Origin of the sequence: Ruminococcus sp. RTP21484sp1_RTP21281st1_A8_RTP21281_210402 (assembly GCF_040914025.1) — a bacterium.
In the GTDB taxonomy this organism is placed as follows: domain Bacteria; phylum Bacillota; class Clostridia; order Lachnospirales; family Lachnospiraceae; genus Blautia_A; species Blautia_A faecis.
This window is the reverse complement of record NZ_JBCPGE010000010.1, coordinates 57942-81509: the sequence shown is the minus strand read 5'-3', so window position 1 is coordinate 81509 and position 23568 is coordinate 57942. Positions and strand designations below refer to the sequence as shown.

Annotated in this window: 25 protein-coding genes and 1 pseudogene; 23 read left to right on the top strand and 3 right to left on the bottom strand. The window is 43.7% G+C overall.

All coding sequences use genetic code 11. The annotated features are described in order from the left end of the window. The first annotated feature begins 25 nt into the window (after positions 1-25). The 9 genes from AB5170_RS06890 to AB5170_RS06850 all read left to right on the top strand — a co-directional run bounded on the left by AB5170_RS06890 (position 26) and on the right by AB5170_RS06850 (position 10527). Positions 26-226, top strand: coding sequence for an excisionase (locus AB5170_RS06890; RefSeq protein ID WP_008372088.1), 201 nt, complete (start codon positions 26-28; stop codon positions 224-226). Positions 227-341: 115 nt separating this feature from the next. Then, entirely contained in the window at positions 342-1472 is a 1131-nt protein-coding gene (locus AB5170_RS06885) for a site-specific integrase (protein WP_117980708.1), read from the top strand. Between the two features lie 83 nt (positions 1473-1555). Beyond that, positions 1556-2653, top strand: a complete 1098-nt coding sequence (ychF, locus tag AB5170_RS06880) for a redox-regulated ATPase YchF (RefSeq protein ID WP_368361302.1) — start codon at positions 1556-1558, stop codon at positions 2651-2653. 29 nt (positions 2654-2682) lie between these two features. Then, complete coding sequence (gene lgt / locus AB5170_RS06875; RefSeq protein WP_368361301.1) at positions 2683-4041, top strand: prolipoprotein diacylglyceryl transferase; 1359 nt, start codon at positions 2683-2685, stop codon at positions 4039-4041. 392 nt (positions 4042-4433) lie between these two features. After that, on the top strand, positions 4434-4865 hold the full coding sequence (mraZ, locus tag AB5170_RS06870; protein WP_118578197.1) for a division/cell wall cluster transcriptional repressor MraZ: 432 nt from the start codon (positions 4434-4436) through the stop codon (positions 4863-4865). A gap of 36 nt (positions 4866-4901) precedes the next feature. Then, positions 4902-5837: a 16S rRNA (cytosine(1402)-N(4))-methyltransferase RsmH gene (rsmH, locus tag AB5170_RS06865; protein WP_148461134.1), complete on the top strand. Its 936-nt coding sequence runs from the start codon at positions 4902-4904 to the stop codon at positions 5835-5837. A 14-nt stretch (positions 5838-5851) separates the two neighbouring features. Further along, complete coding sequence (locus AB5170_RS06860; RefSeq protein ID WP_173718147.1) at positions 5852-6412, top strand: septum formation initiator family protein; 561 nt, start codon at positions 5852-5854, stop codon at positions 6410-6412. A 230-nt stretch (positions 6413-6642) separates the two neighbouring features. Beyond that, a complete protein-coding gene (locus AB5170_RS06855) occupies positions 6643-8685 on the top strand; it encodes a penicillin-binding protein 2 (RefSeq protein WP_237925493.1) in 2043 nt (680 codons plus the stop codon). Between the two features lie 129 nt (positions 8686-8814). Continuing rightward, on the top strand, positions 8815-10527 hold the full coding sequence (locus AB5170_RS06850) for a penicillin-binding protein 2 (protein WP_148461135.1): 1713 nt from the start codon (positions 8815-8817) through the stop codon (positions 10525-10527). Here AB5170_RS06850 and AB5170_RS06845 read toward each other — a convergent pair. After that, positions 10461-10646: a DUF6783 domain-containing protein gene (locus AB5170_RS06845; RefSeq protein WP_306467719.1), complete on the bottom strand. Its 186-nt coding sequence runs from the start codon at positions 10644-10646 to the stop codon at positions 10461-10463. The two genes, AB5170_RS06850 and AB5170_RS06845, sit on opposite strands and share 67 nt — an antisense overlap. On the opposite strand from AB5170_RS06845, the pseudogene AB5170_RS06840 reads away from it, so the two are divergent. The 3 genes and pseudogenes from AB5170_RS06840 to murD form a co-directional block, all read left to right on the top strand. Next, positions 10584-10763 (top strand): annotated as a pseudogene (locus AB5170_RS06840) (DUF6783 domain-containing protein); the annotation flags it as partial. The gene AB5170_RS06845 and the pseudogene AB5170_RS06840 overlap by 63 nt on opposite strands. Positions 10764-10971: 208 nt before the next feature. Beyond that, positions 10972-11928, top strand: a complete 957-nt coding sequence (mraY, locus tag AB5170_RS06835) for a phospho-N-acetylmuramoyl-pentapeptide-transferase (protein ID WP_148461137.1) — start codon at positions 10972-10974, stop codon at positions 11926-11928. Between the two features lie 63 nt (positions 11929-11991). Continuing rightward, positions 11992-13347, top strand: a complete 1356-nt coding sequence (murD, locus tag AB5170_RS06830; protein WP_368361300.1) for a UDP-N-acetylmuramoyl-L-alanine--D-glutamate ligase — start codon at positions 11992-11994, stop codon at positions 13345-13347. On the opposite strand, the gene AB5170_RS06825 is transcribed toward murD, so the two are convergent. Further along, the gene (locus AB5170_RS06825; RefSeq protein ID WP_347708922.1) at positions 13261-13494 is read right to left on the bottom strand and encodes a DUF6783 domain-containing protein; all 234 of its coding nucleotides are present in this window, start codon (positions 13492-13494) and stop codon (positions 13261-13263) included. The two genes, murD and AB5170_RS06825, sit on opposite strands and share 87 nt — an antisense overlap. On the opposite strand from AB5170_RS06825, the gene AB5170_RS06820 reads away from it, so the two are divergent. From AB5170_RS06820 to ftsZ, 6 genes are all read left to right on the top strand, one after another. Continuing rightward, the gene (locus tag AB5170_RS06820) at positions 13411-13593 is read left to right on the top strand and encodes a DUF6783 domain-containing protein (protein ID WP_368356764.1); all 183 of its coding nucleotides are present in this window, start codon (positions 13411-13413) and stop codon (positions 13591-13593) included. The genes AB5170_RS06825 and AB5170_RS06820 overlap by 84 nt on opposite strands. After that, positions 13590-14672: an FtsW/RodA/SpoVE family cell cycle protein gene (locus AB5170_RS06815; RefSeq protein ID WP_118578202.1), complete on the top strand. Its 1083-nt coding sequence runs from the start codon at positions 13590-13592 to the stop codon at positions 14670-14672. The genes AB5170_RS06820 and AB5170_RS06815 overlap by 4 nt, the downstream gene beginning before the upstream one ends. 58 nt (positions 14673-14730) lie before the next feature. Beyond that, complete coding sequence (gene murA, locus AB5170_RS06810) at positions 14731-15999, top strand: UDP-N-acetylglucosamine 1-carboxyvinyltransferase (RefSeq protein WP_118578203.1); 1269 nt, start codon at positions 14731-14733, stop codon at positions 15997-15999. 6 nt (positions 16000-16005) lie between these two features. Continuing rightward, positions 16006-17112 carry a cell division protein FtsQ/DivIB gene (locus AB5170_RS06805; protein ID WP_368361299.1) on the top strand — a complete coding sequence of 369 codons (1107 nt, stop codon included), beginning with the start codon at positions 16006-16008 and terminating at the stop codon, positions 17110-17112. Further along, on the top strand, positions 17021-17215 hold the full coding sequence (locus AB5170_RS06800) for a DUF6783 domain-containing protein (RefSeq protein ID WP_368361298.1): 195 nt from the start codon (positions 17021-17023) through the stop codon (positions 17213-17215). The genes AB5170_RS06805 and AB5170_RS06800 overlap by 92 nt, the downstream gene beginning before the upstream one ends. A 126-nt stretch (positions 17216-17341) precedes the next feature. Then, positions 17342-18505, top strand: a complete 1164-nt coding sequence (gene ftsZ, locus AB5170_RS06795) for a cell division protein FtsZ (RefSeq protein WP_330382736.1) — start codon at positions 17342-17344, stop codon at positions 18503-18505. 114 nt (positions 18506-18619) lie between these two features. On the opposite strand, the gene AB5170_RS06790 is transcribed toward ftsZ, so the two are convergent. Further along, complete coding sequence (locus tag AB5170_RS06790) at positions 18620-18940, bottom strand: DUF1540 domain-containing protein (RefSeq protein WP_173718142.1); 321 nt, start codon at positions 18938-18940, stop codon at positions 18620-18622. A gap of 474 nt (positions 18941-19414) precedes the next feature. Between AB5170_RS06790 and infC the strand changes: the two genes are divergently transcribed. From infC to AB5170_RS06765, 5 genes are all read left to right on the top strand, one after another. After that, positions 19415-19909, top strand: a complete 495-nt coding sequence (infC, locus tag AB5170_RS06785) for a translation initiation factor IF-3 (protein WP_118578206.1) — start codon at positions 19415-19417, stop codon at positions 19907-19909. A gap of 88 nt (positions 19910-19997) precedes the next feature. Further along, complete coding sequence (gene rpmI / locus AB5170_RS06780; protein WP_117850817.1) at positions 19998-20195, top strand: 50S ribosomal protein L35; 198 nt, start codon at positions 19998-20000, stop codon at positions 20193-20195. A gap of 40 nt (positions 20196-20235) precedes the next feature. Further along, positions 20236-20592, top strand: coding sequence for a 50S ribosomal protein L20 (gene rplT, locus AB5170_RS06775; RefSeq protein ID WP_117850812.1), 357 nt, complete (start codon positions 20236-20238; stop codon positions 20590-20592). Positions 20593-21121: 529 nt separating this feature from the next. Beyond that, positions 21122-22282, top strand: coding sequence for an ABC transporter substrate-binding protein (locus AB5170_RS06770; protein ID WP_118578207.1), 1161 nt, complete (start codon positions 21122-21124; stop codon positions 22280-22282). A gap of 391 nt (positions 22283-22673) precedes the next feature. After that, on the top strand, positions 22674-23558 hold the full coding sequence (locus AB5170_RS06765) for a branched-chain amino acid ABC transporter permease (protein ID WP_118578208.1): 885 nt from the start codon (positions 22674-22676) through the stop codon (positions 23556-23558). Positions 23559-23568 lie beyond the last annotated feature (10 nt).

Below are 23568 nucleotides of genomic sequence, written 5' to 3'. Positions count from 1 at the left end.
CGTTAAATAATAAGGGAAGGATTTTATGAGCAAACAACATGTTGCGATATGTGAAAAAGTGGCTCTTACAATTGAAGAGGCAGCAGAATACAGTAATATTGGACAAAACAGAATAAGTGGTCTTTTGAAAGAACCGAGATGTCCGTTTGTGCTTTACGTAGGCACGAAAAAACTTGTAAAGAGAAAAGAATTTGAAAAATTCATTTCGGAAAGTGTGGAAATATAAATGATTGACAGGAGATGGGGCAGGAGATGAGATGAAAATGAATATTCACAAAAATAAGATGCTATGGTATAATACAAGGTACTGTATTAGGGCTTCTTATGAGAGGAGCTGAAATATGGGAAAAGATTTAAAAGGCAAAGAACTTGGCAAGGGAATATCCCAGGAAAGTACGGGATTATACTCAGCCAGATTTGTAGATCGGTTTGGAAAGAGAAAACATAAACGATTCAAAAAGCTGCAAGAGTGCAGAGCATGGATTGCTGATGCGACTTATGTGGATGAACACAGTGATATTTCAATGCCATCAGATATGCTGGTCGATCAATGGTTTGATTATTGGATTGGGATAAAAAAGAAAACAGTCCGTTCAAATACTGTTCGCAATTATACGGAGAGATATATTAAAAATATTAAACCGGTAATTGGAAAGATGACACTATCAGACGTGAAACCACTTCAATGTCAGAAAATATTTTATGATATGGCAGATCAGGGGTATCGCACATCTACAATTTATCAGGCAAGAATTGCATTATACAATATGTTTGAGTATGCAAAAGAGAATGAAGTCTTGCGTAGCAATCCCTGTAAAAAATCTGTGAAAAGTGATATGGGAAAGCCTTCTGAGAAGAAGGTTGCTTTAACAAGAGACATACAAAAAACATTTTTACAATATGCAGAAAATCAAAGCTATGAAAATCAGTATCGTTTTATACTACAAACCGGATTGCGAACAGGCGAATTGGTAGGATTGAAATGGGGAGATGTCGATTTTAAATCCAAAACAATTCAGATTCGCAGAAGTATGGAATATCGTTACAGTGCAAAGGAGTGGCGTATCGGAGAACCAAAGAGTAAATCAGGTTACCGTACGATACCCTTAACAGAAGAAGCGGTTTCTATACTAAAAAAACAAAAAGAAAAGAATAAGAGGATTTCAGAAATTTCAACAGAATGGGAAGAATTTGTGTTTCTGTGTCGAAAAGGAACACCTGTCAAGAACAGTACATATGATACAGCGCTGTTTAAAATCTGTGACAAAGCAAAAATTCCAAGATTTTCGATGCATATCTTGAGACATACTTTTGCTACCAGATGTATTGAAGCAGGAATGAAACCGAAAACACTTCAGATGTTACTGGGCCATTCGAATATTGGAATTACAATGAACTTATATGTTCATACTACCGAGGAAGAAAAGAAAAAAGAAATGGACTTGGTAGCAGAAGCACTTATGGCAATGTAATGGCCCACTAAATGGCCCACTTGCAAAAATAAGTATGCTGAAATCCCTTGAAATCAAAGGATTTATAGGAGGAAATAGAAAAAATGAAATTAGGAATCGTTGGACTTCCAAATGTAGGAAAAAGTACACTTTTTAATTCCCTGACAAAGGCTGGTGCAGAATCTGCGAACTATCCCTTCTGTACCATTGACCCGAATGTGGGAGTTGTTACTGTGCCGGATGAAAGACTTGCACTGCTTGGTGATTTTTATCATTCCAAGAAAGTGACACCGGCCGTTATAGAATTTGTTGACATTGCAGGACTTGTAAAGGGCGCTTCTAAGGGAGAAGGTCTTGGAAACCAGTTCCTTGCAAACATCCGTGAAGTTGATGCAATCGTTCATGTAGTACGCTGTTTTGAGGATACCAATGTAATTCACGTAGATGGAAGCATCGACCCGATCCGTGATATTGAGACTATCAACCTGGAGCTCATTTTCTCTGATCTTGAGATCCTGGAGAGAAGAATTGCAAAGGTTACCAAGACTGCCCGTATGGACAAAGAAGCTGCAAAAGAGCTTGATTTCCTTCAGAAGATCAAGAAATGGCTGGAAGACGGCAAAATGGCCATCACTATGGAACTGGAGAATGAGGATGAGGAAGCATGGATGGGAACATACAATCTGCTCACTCAGAAACCGGTTATTTACGCTGCAAATGTTGCAGAAGACGATCTTGCAAATGATGGTGCTGACAATGCGCATGTACAGGCTGTAAGAAAATATGCTGCAGAGCAGAACAGTGAGATTTTCGTAATCTGTGCTCAGATCGAGGAAGAGATTTCCGAACTGGATGAGGATGAGAGAAAAATGTTCCTGGAGGATCTTGGACTCAAGGAATTAGGACTTGAGAAGCTGGTTAAGGCAAGTTATCATCTCCTTGGACTTATGAGCTTCCTGACCTCCGGAGAAGATGAGACCAGAGCATGGACCATCAAGATTGGAACCAAGGCTCCGCAGGCAGCAGGTAAGATTCATTCTGATTTTGAGCGTGGATTCATTAAGGCTGAGGTGGTAAACTATCAGGATCTTCTTGACTGTGGCTCCTATGCAGGCGCAAGAGAAAAAGGTCTTGTAAGAATGGAAGGTAAGGATTACGTAGTACAGGATGGCGATGTGATCTTATTCCGTTTCAATGTCTGATAAGTAATAGAAACAGAGGGATAGCATAAATGTCAATTCAGTTTCCGAATCTAGGAATAAACCTGGGTTATGTGGGGAAATCCATTCAAATATTTGGATTTGAGATTACATTTTTTGGCCTTGTAATAGCTCTGGGAATGCTTCTAGGAATGGGATTTGTGATTCTGGAAGCGAAGCGCTGCGGCGAGAATAAAGACGATTATCTGGAAATGATGATCATGTCCCTGCTTCTGGGTGTGGTCGGATCCAGAATGCTTTATGTTTTATGTTCCTGGAATCTTTATAAGGGCAATATTATTGAGATCTTTAATGTGAGAAATGGCGGACTTACATTCTACGGCGGTCTGTTTGGAGGAATGCTGGGAGCAGCCATTTACTGCGGCGTGCGCAGAAAATCTTTTATGCAGATGGCAGATACTGCCAGCATGGGAATCGTTATTGCGCAGATAATAGGAAGGTGGGGAGATTTCTTTAACAGGGAATCTTTCGGTGAGTATACCAACAGCATATTTGCAATGCAGCTCCCTTTATCTGCTGTGCGTTCCAGCGAAGTGACATCTGCAATGAGGGAAAACCTGGAGACAATAGGTGGAACTTCTTATATTCAAGTACATCCGGTTTTCTTATACGAGAGTCTTTGGTGTCTGCTTTTGTTTCTCCTGATGCTTGTGTGGAAGCGCAAAAAACATTTCCACGGAGAAGTATTTCTGAAATATCTGGCAGGATATGGTCTCGGACGATTTTGCATAGAACTTCTTCGAACAGACAAGCTTATGATTCCGGGAACTTCTGTTGGAATTTCCCAGCTGATCTCAGCAGCACTGTTTGTAATCTGTGCTATGATCGCAGTTGTGGAAGAAACCATGGCGAAAAAGAGGGCGGCAAGGCGCAGACGCAGGAGAGAACAGGACTATGAAGCGCAGGAAAGAGCAGCCAGAGAAGCTGAAGCAGAAGAATACAGAGACCGGCTCAGACTGGAGAGAGCTTTTGCAGATGGAGATGCCGCAGGTGTTCCGGAAGTCTATAACGGAACAGCATCTGCTTATGAACATGATTCCGAAGAATCAGAAGAAACTTCGTCTGTGGAAGAAGAGCATCCGGAAGAAGATCCTCAGGATGAAAAGAACACAGAGAAAATCGTGGAAGAGGAAAATTCAGCTGCTGAGGATTTCTATGAGGAGGACTCAGAGAAAGATACAGAAGAAATTTCTGAGGAGGAAGCTTTGCCAGAAGCTTCCGGTACAGAAAATTATGTGGAAGAAAATGCCGGGATTTCTGAAGAAGAAACTGTTGCTGCGAAGGGTCCGACAGCTTCAGAAGAAGATGAATGGTTGTATAGCCAGCCGCGCAGATTTGCGAAAAAACCTGCCCATGAGCAGGAAGATTGATCATATGATTGTCAGATATCTGAATCTGGTCTGAACAAAACGTCATTTTGGTGGGGGCGAATCCCACTGAAGTGGCGTTTTTTTGTGTGTAACCGGAAATTCCGCTGGAATTTCCGGTGATATAAAAAGTCCTGCAGGGCAGGATTTATTTGTATATAAAAATTTTTTGACTGCATTTTCGCTGTTTGTAAGGACTTTGTAACAGAATTATGTAATAGATTTCATAATTTCCCACTTGTAATTTAGGGGCAAATGGGTTAGAATGGGTTCATAAGTGGTAGGAAGTGGAGAAAAGTGGTGACAAATGGGGACGAAGTGGCAGAACTTCCATTTGTTTCCCGTCATGAGATACGAGGGGGAGACTCGTATTTCACGAGAGTAGGTGAGTTTTTATGTTCATGGGCGAGTACAATCACACAATCGACGCGAAGGGGCGTTTGATCATCCCGGCGAAATTTCGGGAACCTTTAGGTGAGGAATTTGTTCTTACCAGAGGACTTGATGGTTGTCTTTATATTTATCCTATGGATGAATGGGAAGCCTTTGAAGAGAAACTCCGTGCATTACCACTTACAAATAAAGACGCTAGAGCCTTTTCGCGCTTCTTTGTTGCAGGTGCAACAACATGTGAACTGGACAAGCAGGGGAGAATTCTCGTACCACAGACGTTACGTGAGTTCGCTGGTCTGGAGAAAGATGTTATTCTGGCTGGAAACTTAAGCAGAGTAGAAGTCTGGAGCAAGGAGAAATGGAGCGAGAATTGCAATTATGACGATATGGACAGCATTGCTGCCGACATGGAGAACATGGGAATCGTCATCTGAGCATAAAATAAGCGAGAAATCCAACAGGAGACGGAAATGGAATTTAAACACAAATCTGTATTACTGGACGAGACCGTTGGCGGGCTGAATATTAAGCCGGATGGAATCTATGTGGATGGCACTTTGGGCGGCGCAGGACATGCCATTGAGGTATGCAGGAAACTTTCTGCCAAGGGGAGATTTATTGGTATAGATCAAGACCAGGATGCGATAATTGCTGCGAGTGAACGGCTTGCCGCCTTTGACCAGGTGACAATCATTCGCAGCAATTATTGTTACATGGTACAGGAGCTTGCCGCAAGGGGAATTCACAAGGTTGATGGTATTGTTCTGGATTTGGGAGTATCCTCCTATCAGCTGGACAATGAGGAACGTGGATTTACCTATCGGGTAGATGCACCTCTTGACATGCGCATGGATCAGAGACAGACACAGACTGCCAGTGACATTGTTAACGGTTATGAAGAAAGAGAACTGTATCGCATTATCCGCGATTACGGTGAAGATAAATTTGCGAAAAATATCGCGAAACATATAGTAGCAGCAAGACAGCAGAGCCCCATTATGACAACGGGCCAGCTTACACAGATCATCCGGGAATCCATACCTATGAAGATACAGGCAGCAGGAGGTCATCCGGCTAAGCGTACGTTCCAAGCAATCAGAATTGAGCTGAATAAGGAACTGGATGTTCTTCGTGATTCACTTGATGGGATGATCGATCTTCTGGATGATGGCGGAAGGCTTTGCATTATTACGTTCCATTCACTGGAAGACAGAATTGTAAAAACAATTTTTCGAAAAAATGAGAACCCGTGTACCTGTCCACCGGATTTTCCGGTATGTGTGTGCGGAAAGAAATCCAAGGGGAGAGTTATCACAAGGAAGCCAATTCTTCCAAGTGATGAAGAAATGGAAGAAAACCCGCGTTCTAAGAGTGCTAAGCTTAGAATTTTTGAAAAAAAAGTTTAAAAGAAGGGTAAAAAATGGCGGAGACAGGCAGACATACAAATACTGTGTCAGGTAAAAGACGTCCACAAAATGTGTATGTTGATGGCAACACTGTCCGAAAAGTCCAGGAAGTTCCTGAGCGGAGAGAGTACCGTCAGCCAGAGCATTCTGTTCGTAAAAATAAGGCAAAACCAGAGCAGACCACACCAGAGCAGCAGGTCCGGGGGAACAAGCCGCTTAGTAAGGCAGCCAGGAGAAACCGTGCGAAAGCCAATAATATGAACCGTAATTTTGCCATATTTCTGGCAGCACTTGGTATCCTTATTGTGTTTTGCAGTATTAATTATCTGAAACTGAAAACAGAATGCACCAGTAAAAGAAGCCAGCTGGCCACGCTCGAATCCCAACTGGCCGAGCTGAAAGAAGACAACGATGCATATGAGAGCCAGGTGACTTCAAGTGTTGACCTTGAAAGAATCCGGAAAATCGCCATCGGACGTCTGGGCATGAAATATCCAAGCAACCAGCAGACAGAAACCTATGCGACTGAAGGCGGCAGCTACGTAAGACAGTATCAGGACGTGACCGGGAAGTAATGGGAATGAAGGCAGGTGTTTGATTGACTACTCTGAGAAGAAAAACAAAAAGAAAACCTATAAAAAAAATAAATCACAGTATGAAAAAAAAGCTGTCAATACTGCTCTTTTGCGTATTGGGAGCTTTAATCGTTTTATTGGGAGTTATCACTTATATTAATTTTCAAAGTGGTGACAAGTATAAGAAACAGGTGCTGAGTCAGGCTCAGCAAAAATACCAGAATCGCACAATGCCAGCGAAACGAGGGACAATCTATGATCGAAATGGCAACATTCTGGCAACGAGCAACAAGGTGTATAATGTTGTACTGGACTGTAAAGCTGTAAATTCAGATGAGGATTATCTGGATCCTACGGTGAATGCTCTGGTTACCATATTTGGCCTTGATGAAGGAGAACTCCGTACCAGGCTTACTTCTGATAAGACCAGGGAGAGTCAGTATCAGATCGTGAAAAAGCAGGTATCCATGGATGATAAGAAAGCATTCGAGGATTACTGCAGCATACCAGATGATACGGAAATGACCAGGGAAGAAATTCAGGAGAAAAACAATATCCAGGGTGTATGGTTTGAAGAAGATTATCTGAGAGTCTATCCATATAATGAGCTGGCCTGTGATACGCTGGGATTTACTTTTTCCCGAGATACTGCGGACTATGGAATTGAGGGCTACTACAATAGCAGCCTGACAGGAATTGATGGCCGACAGTACGGATATTTCAGTGATGATTCTAACGTGGAGCAAACCATTATCGAAGCTTCTGACGGAAACAGTCTGGAGCTTAGCCTCGATCTTGGAACACAGCAGATTGTGGAAAAATGGGTAAATGCCTTTAAGGAATCTACTGGCGCCAAAAATATAGGAGTGATCGTGGAAGACCCTTCAAGTGGTGAAATCCTTGCCATGGATGGGGGCGACCGATATGATCTTAATGATCCACGTAATCTGTCTTCCTTATATTCAGCAGATGAGATTGCTGCTATGAACGACAGTGAGACCATGGATGCTCTAAGCGCCATGTGGAATAACTTTTGTGTAACCGACATTTACGAACCTGGTTCTGTTGTGAAGCCCATTGTTATGGCAGCTGCTCTGGAACAGGGAAAAATATCCACCAGTGATACCTTCTATTGTGATGGTTACCAGAATTTTGGTGTGCCAGGAAATATGACCACCATCAAATGTGCAAATATTTACGGACACGGAATGGAAACCCTTGCGGAAGTAATCGCAAACTCCTGTAACGATGCCATGATGCAGATTGGTGCAAAGATGGGAGTTGAAAATTTTCTGAAAGCACAGAGTACTTTCAATTTCGGAAGCCGGACAGGAATCGATCTTCCAAATGAGGGATATGGTATTATGCATACTGTTGATACCATGCATGAGACAGAGCTTGCGTGTTCTGCATTTGGTCAGGGATTCAGCTGTACTATGATCCAGGAAATCAATGCAATGTGTTCGGTTATCAATGGCGGCTACTATTATCAGCCACATCTTGTGACAAAAGTCAAAGATGCCAGCGGTGCAACTGTGAAGACAATCAGCCCGCTTCTTCAGAAGCAGACCATTTCTTCCAGCATTTCCGCTGATATCAGAAGCTATATGCAGGCCAGTGTAGAGCAGGGTACCAGTATGACGTCAAAGGTACAGGGTTACAGCTCAGGCGGTAAAACAGGAACTGCGGAGAAATTCCCCCGTGGAAACGGTAAATACGTGGTTTCCTTTATCGGATTTGCCCCGGTTGATGACCCGCAGGTTCTGATCTATGTGGTAATTGACGAGCCAAATGTAGAGGATCAGGCCAGCAGTATTTATCCACAGTATGTGGCACAGGCAATTCTTTCCGAGCTTCTGCCATACATGAATATTCAGCCCGATCAGTCTACAGACGGAACTGTTCCGGAGACAGAGCTTTGGGAGAAATTTAATGGTCATGTAAATACTATATCTGACAGTCAGATTGATGAAAATGGAAATCTGGTGGATGAAGAGGGCAACCTCATTGACTGGGATGGCAATCGGATTGACGAAAATGGTTACCTGCTGAATAGTGACGGAAGTTATCAGATCAATGCAAACGGAGAGTATATAAAATCTGCTAACCTTGATGGAATCAGCGATTCCTACACTGGTTCAGCCGGGGAAACTCTGCCGGAGGCTGTTTCTGATACCAATGTTCCGGGACCTCCGGAAGATAACACGGATCCCATTGAGGATAACAATATGGAGAGTGAAGGCCTGACTAACGAGGAAGCCGGACTGGATTAGAAATACTGTCCATAGGTGGCATAGTATTGGCAGGAAATAAAAAAACAGACTGTTCACCATAATACAACACATACCTCCATCTGAAATTATCATATATTAGTTATGATGATTTCAGATGGGGATTTTTTTATGAAAAAAACTATGACCTTTCACAGGAAAAAAATATGGATGGTTTTTCTTGTATGTGCACTTATGCTTCTGGGACTTGTGGGAAGGCTTGTTTACCTGATGGGGGTTCGGTCGGATTACTATTACCAGAAAGCAGAAGAACTTCATGAAAGAGAACGAGTCATTAAGGCTGCAAGAGGACAGATACTGGATGCAAAAGGGAGGATTCTGGCAGATAATAAAACTGTATGTACTATTTCCGTTATTCACAGTCAGATTAAGGAACCACAGAAGGTTATTGAGGTCTTGTCAAAAGAGTTGGAAATAGATACTGACACAGTGCGTAAAAAAGTTGAAAAAATATCTTCAATTGAACGAATTAAGACAAATGTGGAAAAATCTGTGGGAGATGTGATACGTGGGTATGAACTGGATGGTGTGAAAGTGGATGAGGATTATAAGCGGTATTATCCTTACGGATCTCTGGCTTCCAAGGTTCTGGGATTTACAGGCGGTGACAATCAGGGGATAATTGGCCTGGAAGTGAAATATGAGGAAATTTTAAAGGGACAGGCGGGAAAAATCCTGACCACAACAGATGCCAGAGGCGTGGAAATCGACCAGATCGGAGAAAGCAGGGAAGATCCGGTGGCAGGGGAAAACCTGAAAATCAGTCTGGATGTGGATCTGCAGCAGTATGCGCAGCAGGCGGCCCTGAAAGTAATGGAAGAAAAACAGGCTGCGCGTGTTTCCATACTTCTTATGAATCCGCAGAACGGAGAAATTTATGTATGTGTTAATGTGCCGGAATTTGATCTGAACGATCCTTTTACATTGAATACGGACGTGGACACTTCAGGACTGAATGAACAGGAAAAACAGGATCTTCTGAACCAGATGTGGAGAAATCCCTGCCTGAACGATACATATGAGCCCGGTTCTACCTTTAAGATCATTACCATGTCTGCAGGTCTGGAGGCTGGCGTGGTTTCCGTAAATGACAGATTTTTCTGTCCGGGGTATAAGCTGGTGGATGACAGGCGGATTCACTGTGCAAGGAGAACAGGACACGGTTCCCAGAGCTTTGTGGAAGGTGCCCAGAATTCCTGCAATCCGGTTTTTATTGAAGTGGGTCTGAGACTTGGGGTGGAAAACTATTATCATTATTTCAAGGAGTTTGGACTTTTGAAGAAGACAGGTGTAGATCTGCCGGGAGAGGCTGGAACGATCATGCATAAAATGGAAAATATGGGGAATGTGGAGCTGGCAACAGTTGCTTTTGGCCAGTCTTTTCAGATTACGCCAATTCAGCTGGCGACCACAGTCAGTTCTCTGATCAATGGGGGGAGGCGGATCACACCTCATTTTGGGGTATCCGTTCTGAGCTCAGATGGCACCAGCGGAAGAAAGCTGGAATATCCGGTGGAAACGGGGATTATTTCGGAAAAAACATCAGAGACAGTAAGAGGAATTCTGGAGAAAGTAGTGTCAGAAGGTTCCGGAAGAAATGCCCGGATCGAGGGATGCACAGTAGGGGGCAAGACGGCTACTTCCCAGACTTTGCCAAGAAGTGCCAACCGGTATATTTCTTCCTTTCTTGGTTTTATGCCTGCGGAAGATCCACAGATCCTGGGGCTTTGCATTATACATGACCCGCAGGGCGTGTATTACGGAGGAACCATTGCGGCACCTGTGATAAAGAATATTTTTGAGGCGGTGCTAGAGCGTGTTTGAAAAATCATTCCCGCAATCTGCACGCCCCACTTTGCGGGAGATTTCACCCGAATTCGGTTGCCGTAGCCCGCTACGGCGCCCTCATCCGGGCAAAATCTCCCACAAATTGTGACGCACATCTTGCAGAAAGCCTTTTTCAAACACGCTCTAAATCAGAAAAAAGAAAGATAAGCTTCGGTGATCGGTCAGGCTGTGAGCAAGGAGAAGTATGTTACCGGTCACGAAGTAAGCAGTAAACAATGTTGGGATATTATCTTGCAAAAACCAAGCTATGGGTTGATAAATAAGGGGAAAAGCTTTATACTATAAGATGCTTTAAAAAGTTTAGAGCGTGTTTGAAAATGGTTTCTGCAAGATGTGTGTCACAATTTGAGGAAGATTGCGGAATGCTTTTTTAAACAGACTCTGGAACGAAAAAAACGAAAGAATTAAAGAGGTGTGAGAATGGAATTTCATATTGTGATCCCGGTACTGATTTCCTTCGCAATCAGTGCAGTATTAGGACCTGTTATTATTCCTTTTCTGCGTAAGCTGAAAATGGGACAGACAGAGAGAACAGAGGGCGTACAGTCGCATCTGAAAAAGGCCGGAACCCCGACTATGGGCGGCGTGATCTTTCTGATATCCACGATTATTACTTCATTGTTTTATGTAAAAGATTATCCCAAGATTATCCCGGTTCTGTTCCTGACTCTGGGATTCGGACTGATCGGTTTTCTGGATGATTATCTGAAGGTAGTCCTTAGAAGATCTGACGGACTTCTTCCATGGCAGAAATTTCTGCTTCAGGTAGTGGTAACAGGTATTTTTACTTTCTACCTGCTGCGGTATACAGATGTGTCTCTGACCATGCGTATTCCATTCTGGGGGGGACATTATCTGAATCTTGGCTGGCTGGCTGTACCGGTGCTGTTCTTTGCAGTGATCGGAACGGTAAATGGCGTAAACTTTACTGACGGTGTAGATGGTCTTGCTACCAGCGTTACCCTGATCGTAGCCGTATTTTTCACGGTTGTATCCATTGGAACCCAGTCAGGTATCGAGCCTGTCACCTGTGCTGTTATCGGCGGACTGATGGGATTTTTACTTTACAATGTATACCCGGCAAGTGTGTTCATGGGAGATACAGGATCTCTGGCGCTTGGTGGATTTGTAGCAGGTGTGGCTTATATGCTGCAGATGCCTCTGTTTATACTGATCGTGGGATTGATCTATCTGGTTGAGGTACTGTCCGTTATGATCCAGGTAACCTATTTCAAAGCAACACATGGCAAACGTATTTTCAAAATGGCGCCTATCCATCATCATTTTGAGCTTTGCGGATGGTCAGAAGCCAGAGTAGTTGCAGTGTTTACTATTGTGACTGCAATTATGTGCCTGATCGGACTTTTAGCCCTGTAAGAGCTGCCTGAAAAGGGAGAATTCCGGGGCATCCATTGCAAGGCATTAAGGAGGAAATAAATCATGGAATTAAAAGGAAAAAAAGTTCTGGTTTTCGGAGCTGGAAAAAGCGGTATCGGCGCAGCTGATCTTCTGAATGCAGTTGGTGCCTGCCCGGTTCTCTACGATGGAAACGCAGATCTGGATAAAGAAAGCGTATTACATAAAATCGGTGGGAATTATGAACTTCCCATCTATGCAGGAGAGCTGCCGAAAGAAGTTAAGGAAAGCCTGGATCTTGTGGTATTAAGTCCTGGAGTTCCCACAGATCTTCCAATTGTAAAAGGTTTTTATGATCAGGGACTTCCTGTGTGGGGCGAGGTTGAACTGGCTTATCAGACTGGAAAGGGTGAAGTTCTTGCAATTACCGGAACAAACGGAAAAACTACAACAACAGCCCTTCTTGGGAAAATCATGTCAGATGCACGCCCATCTGTATTTGTTGTTGGAAATATTGGAACTCCGTATACTTCCAAGTCACTGGAGATGACAGATGAGACGGTCACGGTTGCAGAGATCAGCAGCTTCCAGCTTGAGACTATCTGGAAATTTGCTCCAAGGGTAAGCGCCATTTTGAATATCACAGAGGATCATCTGAACCGTCATCATACAATGGCTGAGTATATCCGCGTGAAAGAGCTGATCACAAGCAACCAGGGTCCGGAGGATGTATGTGTGCTGAATTATGAGGATGAAATCCTTCGTGAATTTGGCAAAAGCATTGTGCCAAAGGCTGTATATTTTTCCAGTGCAAGAGAACTTGAACAGGGTATTTTCCTGAGAGGAGACCAGATTATTCTTCGTACAGAGAAAGAGGAGATTCCGGTTGTGAGAACAGGGGAACTGAAGCTTCTTGGTACGCACAATTTTGAGAATGTAATGGCAGCAGTGGCCATGGCTTACTACACAGGTGTTGATATGGATAGCATCCGTAGGAGTATCTGTGAGTTTACAGCCGTGGAGCACAGAATTGAGTATGTAACTGAGAAAAACGGTGTGGCATATTATAACGATTCAAAGGGAACCAACCCGGATGCGGCTATTAAGGGAATTCAGGCAATGAACCGTCCGACTCTTCTGATCGGCGGCGGATATGATAAGGAATCCAGCTATGATGAGTGGATCCAGGCATTTGACGGCAAAGTAAGGTATCTGGTACTTATTGGTCAGACGAAAGAGAAAATTAAGGCTGCGGCTGAGAAGAATGGCTTTCATGATGTTATTCTCTGTGAGGATCTGAAAGAAGCTGTGCAGGTGTGTGCGGATAAGGCAAACGCCGGGGACGCGGTCCTTTTATCTCCTGCATGCGCAAGCTGGGGTCAGTTTGACAATTATGAGCAGAGAGGCCAGATGTTTAAGGAGTATGTGAGAGCACTGTAATATACCGCAAATTGCAGCGTACATCTTGAAGAAAGCCTTTTGGAGGCATGCTCTGGAGCTTGTTTGAAAAATCATTCCTGTAATCTGCACGTTCCGTTTTGCAGTATATTTCACTCGAACTCGGTTGTCGTAGCCATAGAATGTGATTGGCGGCAGGTACAGAAACTTATGATTTATTTCATAGAATACCCGGATCTGGCATATGCTTTAACCAAGGCATGGGACGTCAGGAGCAGATCTCTATGATCCGGGAGCGAAAGAAAGAAACGAAAACAGACACGGTCTTACTGATCCTTGTGCTGCTTCTGGCAGTATTCGGACTGGTCATGCTGTTTTCCATCAGTGAATATAATGGCAGAGTACGTTTCGGCGACTCTGCCTATTATTTTAAAAAGCAGCTTTTTGCAACAGCTCTGGGCCTTATGACCATGTACATAGTAGCAGAGACAGATTACAGATTCTTTGTTCGGCTGGCACCGGCTGCTTATCTCTTATCTATGGGACTTTCTACAGCAGTTTTATTTGTAGGACAGGAAATCAATGGCTCCAGAAGGTGGCTGAATTTTGGACCGTTGTCTTTTCAGCCTTCGGAATTTGCAAAAGCAGCAGTGATCCTTTTTCTCACCTGGCAGATCCAGGGAAGCAAAAAGACTACAGCTGGCTTCTGGTTTATGTGCAGGACAATGCTGACACTTCTTCCAATTGTAGGACTGGTAGGCTCCAATAACCTAAGTACGGCAATCATAATCCTTGGAATCGGTGTAATCCTGATTTTTATATCAGATCCGGGATATGCCAGATTTGTTGGAATGGGAGTGACTGGTGCAGCAGTGATCGCAGTGTTTCTGGCAGCAGAGAGCTACCGTCTGGAAAGGCTTGCCATATGGCGGAATCCGGAGAAGTATGAAAAGGGTTTTCAGACCATTCAGGGACTTTATGCTATTGGAAGCGGCGGGCTTTTCGGAAGAGGATTTGGCAGCAGCCTGCAGAAACTGGGATTTGTGCCGGAAGCCCAGAATGATATGATCTTTTCCATTATCTGCGAAGAACTGGGACTGACCGGAGCTTTTTTTCTCATTGGCATATTTGGGCTTCTTATGTGGAGACTGATGGTGATTGCCCTTCACTGCCGGGAACTGCAGGGAACACTTTTATGCGTTGGCATTATGAGCCATATGGCCATTCAGGTGATCCTGAATATTGCGGTGGTGACAAACACCATTCCAAATACAGGAATCACGCTTCCCTTTATCAGCTATGGCGGAACCTCAGTGGTGTTTCTTCTGGGCGAGATGGGGCTGGCTTTGAGCGTAAGCAGAAAATGAAATTTTATCACCAGTCAGAAATATTCGCATACAATAAAAGGTAAGAGGCCCTTTAGGAGTGAATGGCTTGAATGACCGGATTTACATTGAGGGAGGACACCAGCTGAAGGGAAGTATTCGGATACAGGGCTCAAAAAATGCAGCGCTTCCTATGATGGCGGCGTCTCTTTTACATCGGGGAGTCAGTGTGCTCAAAGGCTGTCCGCGGATCGCGGATGTTTTTTGTATGGAGGAAATTCTTCAGAAGCTTGGGGCAGTGACCTGGTGGGAAGACCATGATCTGTATATGGACTGCGAAAATGCCGGTAAATGGTCAGTTCCTTTTGAATTTACAGGGAGGATGCGGTCTTCCGTGATTCTTCTTGGAGCGCTTCTCGCAAGAAATGGGAAAGGAAGCCTTGGCTATCCAGGTGGGTGCGTGATCGGGAAAAGACCTATTGATATGCATCTTTTTGTGCTTCGGAAGCTTGGCGCAGTGGTCACAGAGGAACAGGGAGTTTTGATGGCAGAAGCACCTCATCTGCAAGGGGCATTGGTTTCTTTTTCAAAAAGAAGTGTGGGAGCTACCCAGCAGGGCATTTTAGGAGCCGTGCTTGCAGAGGGAGAGACTGTATTGGAAAATTGTGCCTGTGAGCCGGAAATACAGTGGCTTTGCAGGTATATGCGTTCCATGGGAGCAAAAATACAGGGGGATGGAACTTCTGAAATAAGAATCCAGGGAGTTAAAAGCCTAAGTGCCGGGTGCATTCAGGTGCCGCCAGACCGCATTGTGTCAGGAACCTATATCTGTGCGGCAGCTATAACCAGAAGCCAGATCGTTCTTGAAAACCCTCCGGAAGGAGAACTGAAGGCCTTTCTGGAAGTATATAGGAAAATGGGTGGACAATATAAAGGTAACAGTGGTAAACTATTAGTCAATGGAAAAAATGTTCAAAGCCCTGTTAAACTGCTGGAAACGGGTGTTTATCCAGGATTTCCAACAGATCTGCAGTCTCCCGTAATGGCAGTTCTTTCCACCATAGAGGGGGAAAGTTGCATTCGTGAAATGGTTTTTGAAGACCGTTATAAAGCAGCTGACCAGTTGCGGAAAATGGGAGCCAGGATCCGCGTACAGGGAAATGAGGCTGTAATCTGCGGTGTAAAGACTTTACATGGAGCAGCTGTGCAGGCGCAGGAATTAAGAGGCGGTGCGTCCCTGATCCTGGCAGCACTTGGGGCTAAGGGAGTTACCGTACTGGAAGGATATTCTTTTGTACAGCGGGGGTATGAGCATATTTGCCAGGATCTTAATGCGCTGGGAGCAGCAGTAAAAAGGATACAGGAATAACAATATATGAAATTACTGAAAATGAAGTTGATCTATAGAAAACATAAGAAAGCGATTCTGGGTACCCTGGGGGCAGTTCTGCTGGCAGGACTTGTCTTTTTCTTTTCCTATTTTCATGTGACAAAGGTGGAGGTAATGGGAACCTCTCGTTACACGGATGAACAGGTGAAGGAGATGGCTTTGCAGGGGGTTTTTACGGATAATTCCGTTCTTGCAGTTTTGCTCCATTCCAGGGTGGACGTAGAGGGTGTGCCTTTTGTGGAAGGCTTTTATATTACCAGGCTTTCTCATAACAGTATCTGCATCAGTGTCCGGGAAAAGAAGGCGGTAGGCTGCATTCCTTATCTGGATAGCTATATTTATTTTGACAGAAACGGTATTTTTATTGAAAGTTCCCATACAAGGGATGAACTGGTGCCTTTTTTTGACGGCATTGAAGTAAGCCATGTGATCGAAGGGGAGAAGCTTCCAATTAAAGGAAACTCGGTGCTTACCACTGCGGTGGCGCTGTCAACTATTTTCCAGAAGAACGATGCCATACCGGATCATATTGAATTTGACACCAGTTATCAGATTACCTTGACTTATGGAGATATCCGGGTGATGCTGGGAAAGGACGAGTATCTTGAGGACAAGATGACACGTGTCAACGCAATTTTGCCCAAGCTTTCTGGCAAAAAGGGAATCCTTCATCTGGAAAATGTAAATGACAATTCCAAGACGATTACCTTCGAGCAGGATCTGGGCGAAGATGGCGTGATTGAGGATGTGGATACTGCGGCTGCTTACGAGAATGCAGTGGCTAACTGGCATGGAGGGTATGACCTGGAGGGTGACTATACCGGTGAAGGGGAATATGACCAGAACGGAAACTATGTAGGCTCCAGACCTACTGAGGAGAGTATTGCTGCAAATGGCAGCTGGCTTGGCGGATATATGGAAGATGGAAGCTATACCGGTTATGGGCAGCTGGATAAAGATGGAAATTATGTAGGTCCCAATCCCAATGAAACCAGTGAAGATGGAAGCGAAGAGGAGCTTGAAGATTACAGTGAGGACTACAGCGAAGACTATAATAACAGCGGTTATGACGGGTACGATGAGGAATATTAGAGAGTGTCTGAAAATCTCCTGTAAATGTGATGCACATTTTGCAGAAAGCCTTTTTCAAACACACTCTGAGGAAAATATCGCGTATTTCGCGAAAAAAGTATAAAAAAACAAAATTAGTGGTTGATAAATTCACAAAAAAAATATATGATATAGCTATATGCAGCTTGGTATATATATTTGCTGAAATTAAAGATAAAGGATATAAGGTAGAAATAAAGGAGGAAGTACATTGTTAGAGATAATGTCAAATGAGGCGGAATCCTCTGCTAAGATTATTGTAATCGGAGTAGGCGGCGCCGGAAATAACGCAGTTAACAGAATGGTTGAAGAAGCCATCGGCGGGGTAGAGTTTGTAGGAGTGAATACAGATAAGCAGGCTCTGACTCTGTGTAAAGCTCCAACTGTACTTCAGATCGGTGAGAAAATTACCAAAGGTCTTGGTGCAGGAGCACAGCCTGAGGTTGGACAGAAAGCAGCAGAAGAGAGCATTGAGGAAGTAAAACAGATCATCGAAGGTGCTGACATGGTATTTGTTACCTGCGGTATGGGCGGTGGAACTGGTACAGGTGCTGCACCGGTTATCGCAGCAGCAGCTAAGGAAATGGGGATCCTCACTGTAGGTGTTGTGACCAAACCTTTCCGTTTTGAAGCTAAGACACGTATGAACAACGCACTTGCAGGTATTGAGAACCTGAAGAAGGCTGTTGATACATTAATTGTAATTCCGAATGACAAATTACTGGAGATTGTAGATCGCCGCACAACTATGCCGGAAGCACTTCGTAAAGCAGACGAGGTTCTGCAGCAGGCAGTTCAGGGCATCACAGATCTGATTAATCTGCCGGCTCTTATCAACCTTGACTTTGCTGATGTTCAGACTGTTATGACAGATAAAGGTATTGCACACATTGGTATCGGTGAGGCAAGAGGCGATGACAAGGCTATGGAGGCTGTACAGCAGGCTGTATCCTCTCCGCTTCTTGAGACTACCATCAAGGGTGCTACACACGTTATCATCAACATTTCCGGTGATATTTCCCTTATGGACGCAAATGATGCTGCAAGCTATGTACAGGAGCTTACAGGTGAAGATGCAAATATCATCTTTGGTGCTATGTATGATGATTCTGTTGCTGATTATGCGAGAATCACTGTTATTGCTACAGGCCTTTCTGATAATGCACAGGCATCCAATCCATTTGGAAATAAGGCAAGCAACTCTGTATTTGCCAATAAGAGACCTGCTTCCACTACAGCGTCTGCTGGTGTGAATCTGAACATGCCGTCTTTCAGCATGCCGACTATGAATGCTACACCATTCACAGCGAAGACACCATCCAGCACTGTTCAGAAGAAAGATATCCAGATCCCGGATTTCTTAAGAAACAGATAATGAATGGAAATTAAAAGGCCCTCGCACATTTGTGCGGGGGCTGTTTTTGAATTTGCGGCTATTTTCTGGAACCTGTTTGAAAAATTTTTGCAGAAAGCCTCTTTCAAACACGCTCTAGCACTGGCATTCAAAGGTATCGCATTTTGTTTCAGAACATACTTTTGCACCGCTTCCGGCTACATCAATAGCAGCTGCGGTACATTTACAGTTTTCGTTATAGGTACAGTTGTGGGCTTTGCAGTCAATCTGGATGGTCTCACATCCACAGCTGTTTTTGGCACTGTTCATGGCACCCTGGCTCTTTTCCCGGAAGCTTCCGCAGGATGTTTCTTCAGAACTTTTTGCACTGTCACCCATGACGTTGATTTCCCCTCTGGAACAAAGCATATCTTCATTGTAAGCACAGGTTGTTGCGGAACATTTTAAAATTGTCATGTTTTTTACCTCCTGATTTTGTATGCTTGATTTTGCAAACATTTGCAGTTGTTCAGCAGACCGTATTTCATGAGGGCACTAAACCGCTGCAGCAGTCTTAGTTTTTCCTGTGCCTGCAAAAAATATGCACAAATTTATAAGAAAAAAATTATTAGAAAAAATAAAAAAACATCTTGACTTTCACAATAAGGCATGATATTATACGACAGTACGTGATGAAAAGAAAGCAGAGTTCACTCTCACCTCAGCGCATACTTAGATGCGGCTCGGGTTCATATTGCACAGCAGCGCGTGACTTAGTTCGCGAGTGTAATAGGAGAAGTGTGGATTCTGTCCGCACTTTTTTTATATTTGCGGCGTCAGGTATCAGGCAGGAATTTCTTCCTGCGAAGGGGAATGAGAGTCCAGAAGTTAAAAACTGGATCAGAACAGATCATCTATCAGGTATGGAGGTGCACGACAATTAGCAATTTAATGATTAACGAACAAATCAGAGACAAAGAGGTACGCTTAATCGGACCGGACGGAGAGCAGCTCGGAATTATGTCCGCAAGAGAAGCAATGGCCAAAGCTCAGGAGGCAGAGCTTGATTTAGTAAAGATTGCCCCACAGGCAAAGCCGCCGGTATGTAAGATCATTGATTATGGTAAATATCGCTACGAACTTGCCAGAAAAGAGAAAGAAGCCAAGAAAAAGCAGAAGACCATCGATGTCAAAGAAGTGCGTCTTTCACCAAATATTGATACCAATGACCTGAATACAAAGGCTGGGGCAGCGCGCAAATTCCTTACCAAGGGCGACAGAGTGAAGGTTACTCTTCGTTTCCGCGGAAGAGAGATGGCACACATGTCAAGCAGCAAGCACGTTCTGGATGATTTTGCCGATATGCTGAAGGACATTGCTGTAGTTGAGAAGGCACCTAAGGTAGAAGGCAGAAGCATGACAATGTTTTTAGCACAGAAACACTAGGATGTTGCATTCATTTGGAGAGACACCCTGAGGGTGTCAGGCTGGATGAGGGACATTAAATAGATACGATATTAAGGAGGAAATTACAATGCCAAAAATTAAAACTTGTAGAGCAGCAGCAAAGCGCTTCAAAAAAACAGGAACAGGAAAATTAGTAAGAAATAAAGCTTACAAGAGCCATATCTTAACAAAGAAATCTCAGAAGAGAAAGAGAAATCTCAGAAAAGCTACTGTTGTTGATTCTACTAATGTTAAGAGCATGAAGAAAGCATTACCGTATTTATAAGATATAGCATAGAAGAAGACGAACAGGAGGAAAATAAGAAATGGCAAGAATTAAAGGCGGATTAAACGCAAAGAAGAAACATAATCGTGTATTAAAACTGGCAAAGGGCTACAGAGGAGCTCGTTCCAAACAGTATAGAGTAGCAAAACAGTCTGTTATGCGTGCACTTACCAGCTCCTACGCTGGAAGAAAGCAGAAGAAACGTCAGTTCAGACAGCTCTGGATCGCACGTATCAACGCTGCTGCAAGAATGAACGGATTATCCTACAGCAAAATGATGCACGGCCTTAAAGTTGCAAACATCGACATCAACAGAAAGATGCTTGCTGAGATGGCTGTAAATGATGCTCAGGGATTCGCAGCACTTGCTGAGATCGCTAAGAAAGCAATTGCTTAATTGAAATAAATAGGATATTTGAACGGGAGATGGGTGACCATCTCCTTTTTTTTATCCTAAAAGCTGCAAAAAAATCATTCCTGCTATCTGAACGCCTCACTTTGCGGCAAGCTTTGTCCGAATTGATTTTTCAAACACATTCCAATATGACTATAATATAAAATATGAAATGAGTATAAAAGTATGCCAGGCAACGTACGTTTGTACGTCGCAGAAATAACAAAAACAGAAAAAATTGGTCATTGTAACGGAAATTTCTTTTGCAATTCTAAAAAAACTATAAAATTTTCTATTGCAATCAAAAAAACAGAATGCTATAATCATAACATTAAAGTAGTAAAGAGAAGAAGTTATGGAAGCCAAAGCCGGCTGGGAAACCACCAGTGGGCTTTTATACTATCCCAGTGTTGCAGAACCTGTTCTCAAAATCATTCCTGCAATCTGCATGCTATGTTTTTCGGACATGCCCTGGACACGATGAAAGGCGAGATGACAGAAGCTCTTACATAAATTAAGGAGGAGATTTATTATGAGAAATCTGAAAAAAGTACTCAGCATTACTGCAGCCGCAGCAATGGCAGTATCCACAGTAACACCTGTATCTGTATTTGCAGAGAGCGAGGAAACCTTCAAGATTGGTGTCATCGGACCTATGACAGGAGATTATGCACAGTATGGTAATGGTGTATATAATGCAGCTAAGATCGCAGCAGATGAGATCAATGCAAACGGCGGATTCAATGGATATCAGGTAGAGATCCTTGACGCTGGCGACGATCAGGGAGATCCGGAGAAAGCAGTTAACGCTTATAATGACCTTCTTGACAAAGGAATGCAGATGCTTTGCGGTACCGTTACCTCCGGTGCTTGTATCGCAGTAGGTGCAGAGGCAGCTGATAGTACATTCCTCTTCACACCGTCTGCAACAGCAGTAGACAGCATTACCGCTGGTGACAATGAGTTCCGTATGTGCTTTACAGACCCAATGCAGGGAACGAAATCTGCTGAGTATATTTCTGAGAAAGGTCTTGCTACGAAGGTAGCTACCCTCTACGATTCCATGGCTGATTACAACTCAGGTGTACATGATGCATTCGTTGCAGCCTGCGCTGATTACGGCCTTGAGGTTGTAGCTGATGAAGCATACACAACAGATAACAACACAGACTTTTCCGTACAGCTTGGAAAGATCAAAGACAGTGGCGCTGAGCTCCTGTTCCTTCCGAATTACTATTCTGACAACGCTCTGATTCTTCAGCAGGCTCATGACCTTGGTCTTGACATGAAGATTTTTGGTGTTGATGGTATGGATGGAATCCTGAATGTTGAGAACTTTGATAAATCTCTTGCAGAAGGCGTTATGCTTCTGACACCATTCTCTGCTACAGGCGATGATGAGGCAACTGTAAAATTTGTTAAAGCATATGGCGATGCAAACAATGGTGAGACACCAAATCAGTTTGCTGCAGATACATATGATGTACTTTACGCTATGCAGGCAGCAGCAAATGATGCTGGCATCACACCAGATATGTCAAATGAAGACATCAGTGCAGCAATGTCTGCTTCCATGCTGAATATTACTCTTGATGGTCTTACAGGAGAAGCTAAATGGACAGAAGACGGTGAGTGCGATAAAGCACCTAAGGCTTATGTGATCAAAGATGGCGTTTACGCTTCTATGGAGTAATTATAAGAATAGAGCCATTGTGCCGGTCATACGGCAGAGGCTTTAACCATTTCCCTGATTGCGCAGGGGATGGCCGTTAGCAAGGAGGAGACGGTTACCTGTGGGTCCGTCTCCTTCTTTGCAATTACAGAAATGATTGTTGTTTCAGTCTGATACAACAAACGGACAGGTGGCCTGTCGGCGACATCATGATATAGGAAAGTCAGCTGCCGTCCGGGACATTCATAGTAAATAACTGGAGCGTGTCTGAAAATTTACTTCCGCTTTTTCGTGTCAGAAAGTGACAGGAAGCTTTACAGTGGGAAAAGCCGGGAATGAATTTTCAAACACGCTCGTGAAAAAGAAAAATCAGTTACTATCTACAGTAATAAATCCAGTTAAGAGGTGCATTATGAGTTTTATATCCTATTTAAAAGATGGTATCAGCCTGGGCAGTATCTATGCAATCATCGCTCTCGGCTATACAATGGTATATGGTATTGCAAAAATGCTGAACTTTGCACATGGTGATGTTATCATGGTTGGAGCATTTGTAATTCTTACCGCAGTTACCAAAGCCAGTATGTCACCAATCCTGGCAATCATTCTTTCTGTTGTGATCTGTACTGTTGCCGGTGTTGTCATTGAGGCAGTTGCATACAGACCTCTTCGTAAGGCTTCATCGAATCTGGCAGTTCTGATCACTGCAATCGGTGTCAGCTATCTGCTTCAGAACCTGGCGCTTTTAATTTTTGGCGCAGATGCAAAGAGCTTTGTTCCGGTTATCAATGTTCCGTCTCTGGAGCTGTTTGGCGGACAGCTTACGATTAAAGGTGTTACGATCGTAACAATCCTTGCCTGTATTGTGATTATGGTTGGTCTTCAGCTTTTTGTAAAGAAAACAAAACCGGGGCGTGCCATGCAGGCTGTTTCCGAGGACCGTGACGCCGCACAGCTGATGGGTGTCAACGTAAATGCAACCATTTCCCTTACCTTTGCAATCGGTTCCGGACTTGCTGCAATTGCAGGACTTCTTCTTTGCTCCGCATATCCTACACTGACTCCTTATACAGGCGCAATGCCTGGTATCAAGGCTTTCGTAGCGGCAGTATTCGGTGGAATAGGTTCTATCCCAGGAGCAATGGTTGGAGGAATTCTCCTTGGTGTTATTGAGATTTTCAGTAAGGCCTATATTTCCTCTCAGGTTGCAGATGCAATTGTATTTGCAGTTTTGATCATCGTGCTGCTTGTAAAACCATCTGGTCTGTTCGGCAAGAACATCCAGGAGAAAGTATGAGGTGGCCGAT

Bases quoted from the DNA above. Each gene is read 5' to 3' on its own strand.
- AB5170_RS06805 (WP_368361299.1), top strand. From the start codon at position 16,006: ATGAAATTACTGAAAATGAAGTTGATCTATAGAAAACATAAGAAAGCG.
- rpmI (WP_117850817.1), top strand. From the start codon at position 19,998: ATGCCAAAAATTAAAACTTGTAGAGCAGCAGCAAAGCGCTTCAAAAAA.
- AB5170_RS06790 (WP_173718142.1), bottom strand. From the start codon at position 18,940: ATGACAATTTTAAAATGTTCCGCAACAACCTGTGCTTACAATGAAGAT.
- AB5170_RS06855 (WP_237925493.1), top strand. From the start codon at position 6,643: ATGCCAGCGAAACGAGGGACAATCTATGATCGAAATGGCAACATTCTG.
- AB5170_RS06770 (WP_118578207.1), top strand. From the start codon at position 21,122: ATGAGAAATCTGAAAAAAGTACTCAGCATTACTGCAGCCGCAGCAATG.
- ychF (WP_368361302.1), top strand. From the start codon at position 1,556: ATGAAATTAGGAATCGTTGGACTTCCAAATGTAGGAAAAAGTACACTT.
- rsmH (WP_148461134.1), top strand. From the start codon at position 4,902: ATGGAATTTAAACACAAATCTGTATTACTGGACGAGACCGTTGGCGGG.
- mraZ (WP_118578197.1), top strand. From the start codon at position 4,434: ATGTTCATGGGCGAGTACAATCACACAATCGACGCGAAGGGGCGTTTG.
- AB5170_RS06800 (WP_368361298.1), top strand. From the start codon at position 17,021: ATGGAAGCGAAGAGGAGCTTGAAGATTACAGTGAGGACTACAGCGAAG.
- AB5170_RS06850 (WP_148461135.1), top strand. From the start codon at position 8,815: ATGAAAAAAACTATGACCTTTCACAGGAAAAAAATATGGATGGTTTTT.
- infC (WP_118578206.1), top strand. From the start codon at position 19,415: ATGATTAACGAACAAATCAGAGACAAAGAGGTACGCTTAATCGGACCG.
- AB5170_RS06890 (WP_008372088.1), top strand. From the start codon at position 26: ATGAGCAAACAACATGTTGCGATATGTGAAAAAGTGGCTCTTACAATT.
- AB5170_RS06860 (WP_173718147.1), top strand. From the start codon at position 5,852: ATGGCGGAGACAGGCAGACATACAAATACTGTGTCAGGTAAAAGACGT.
- AB5170_RS06845 (WP_306467719.1), bottom strand. From the start codon at position 10,646: ATGTGCGTCACAATTTGTGGGAGATTTTGCCCGGATGAGGGCGCCGTA.
- lgt (WP_368361301.1), top strand. From the start codon at position 2,683: ATGTCAATTCAGTTTCCGAATCTAGGAATAAACCTGGGTTATGTGGGG.
- AB5170_RS06815 (WP_118578202.1), top strand. From the start codon at position 13,590: ATGATCCGGGAGCGAAAGAAAGAAACGAAAACAGACACGGTCTTACTG.
- AB5170_RS06885 (WP_117980708.1), top strand. From the start codon at position 342: ATGGGAAAAGATTTAAAAGGCAAAGAACTTGGCAAGGGAATATCCCAG.
- murD (WP_368361300.1), top strand. From the start codon at position 11,992: ATGGAATTAAAAGGAAAAAAAGTTCTGGTTTTCGGAGCTGGAAAAAGC.
- rplT (WP_117850812.1), top strand. From the start codon at position 20,236: ATGGCAAGAATTAAAGGCGGATTAAACGCAAAGAAGAAACATAATCGT.
- mraY (WP_148461137.1), top strand. From the start codon at position 10,972: ATGGAATTTCATATTGTGATCCCGGTACTGATTTCCTTCGCAATCAGT.
- AB5170_RS06765 (WP_118578208.1), top strand. From the start codon at position 22,674: ATGAGTTTTATATCCTATTTAAAAGATGGTATCAGCCTGGGCAGTATC.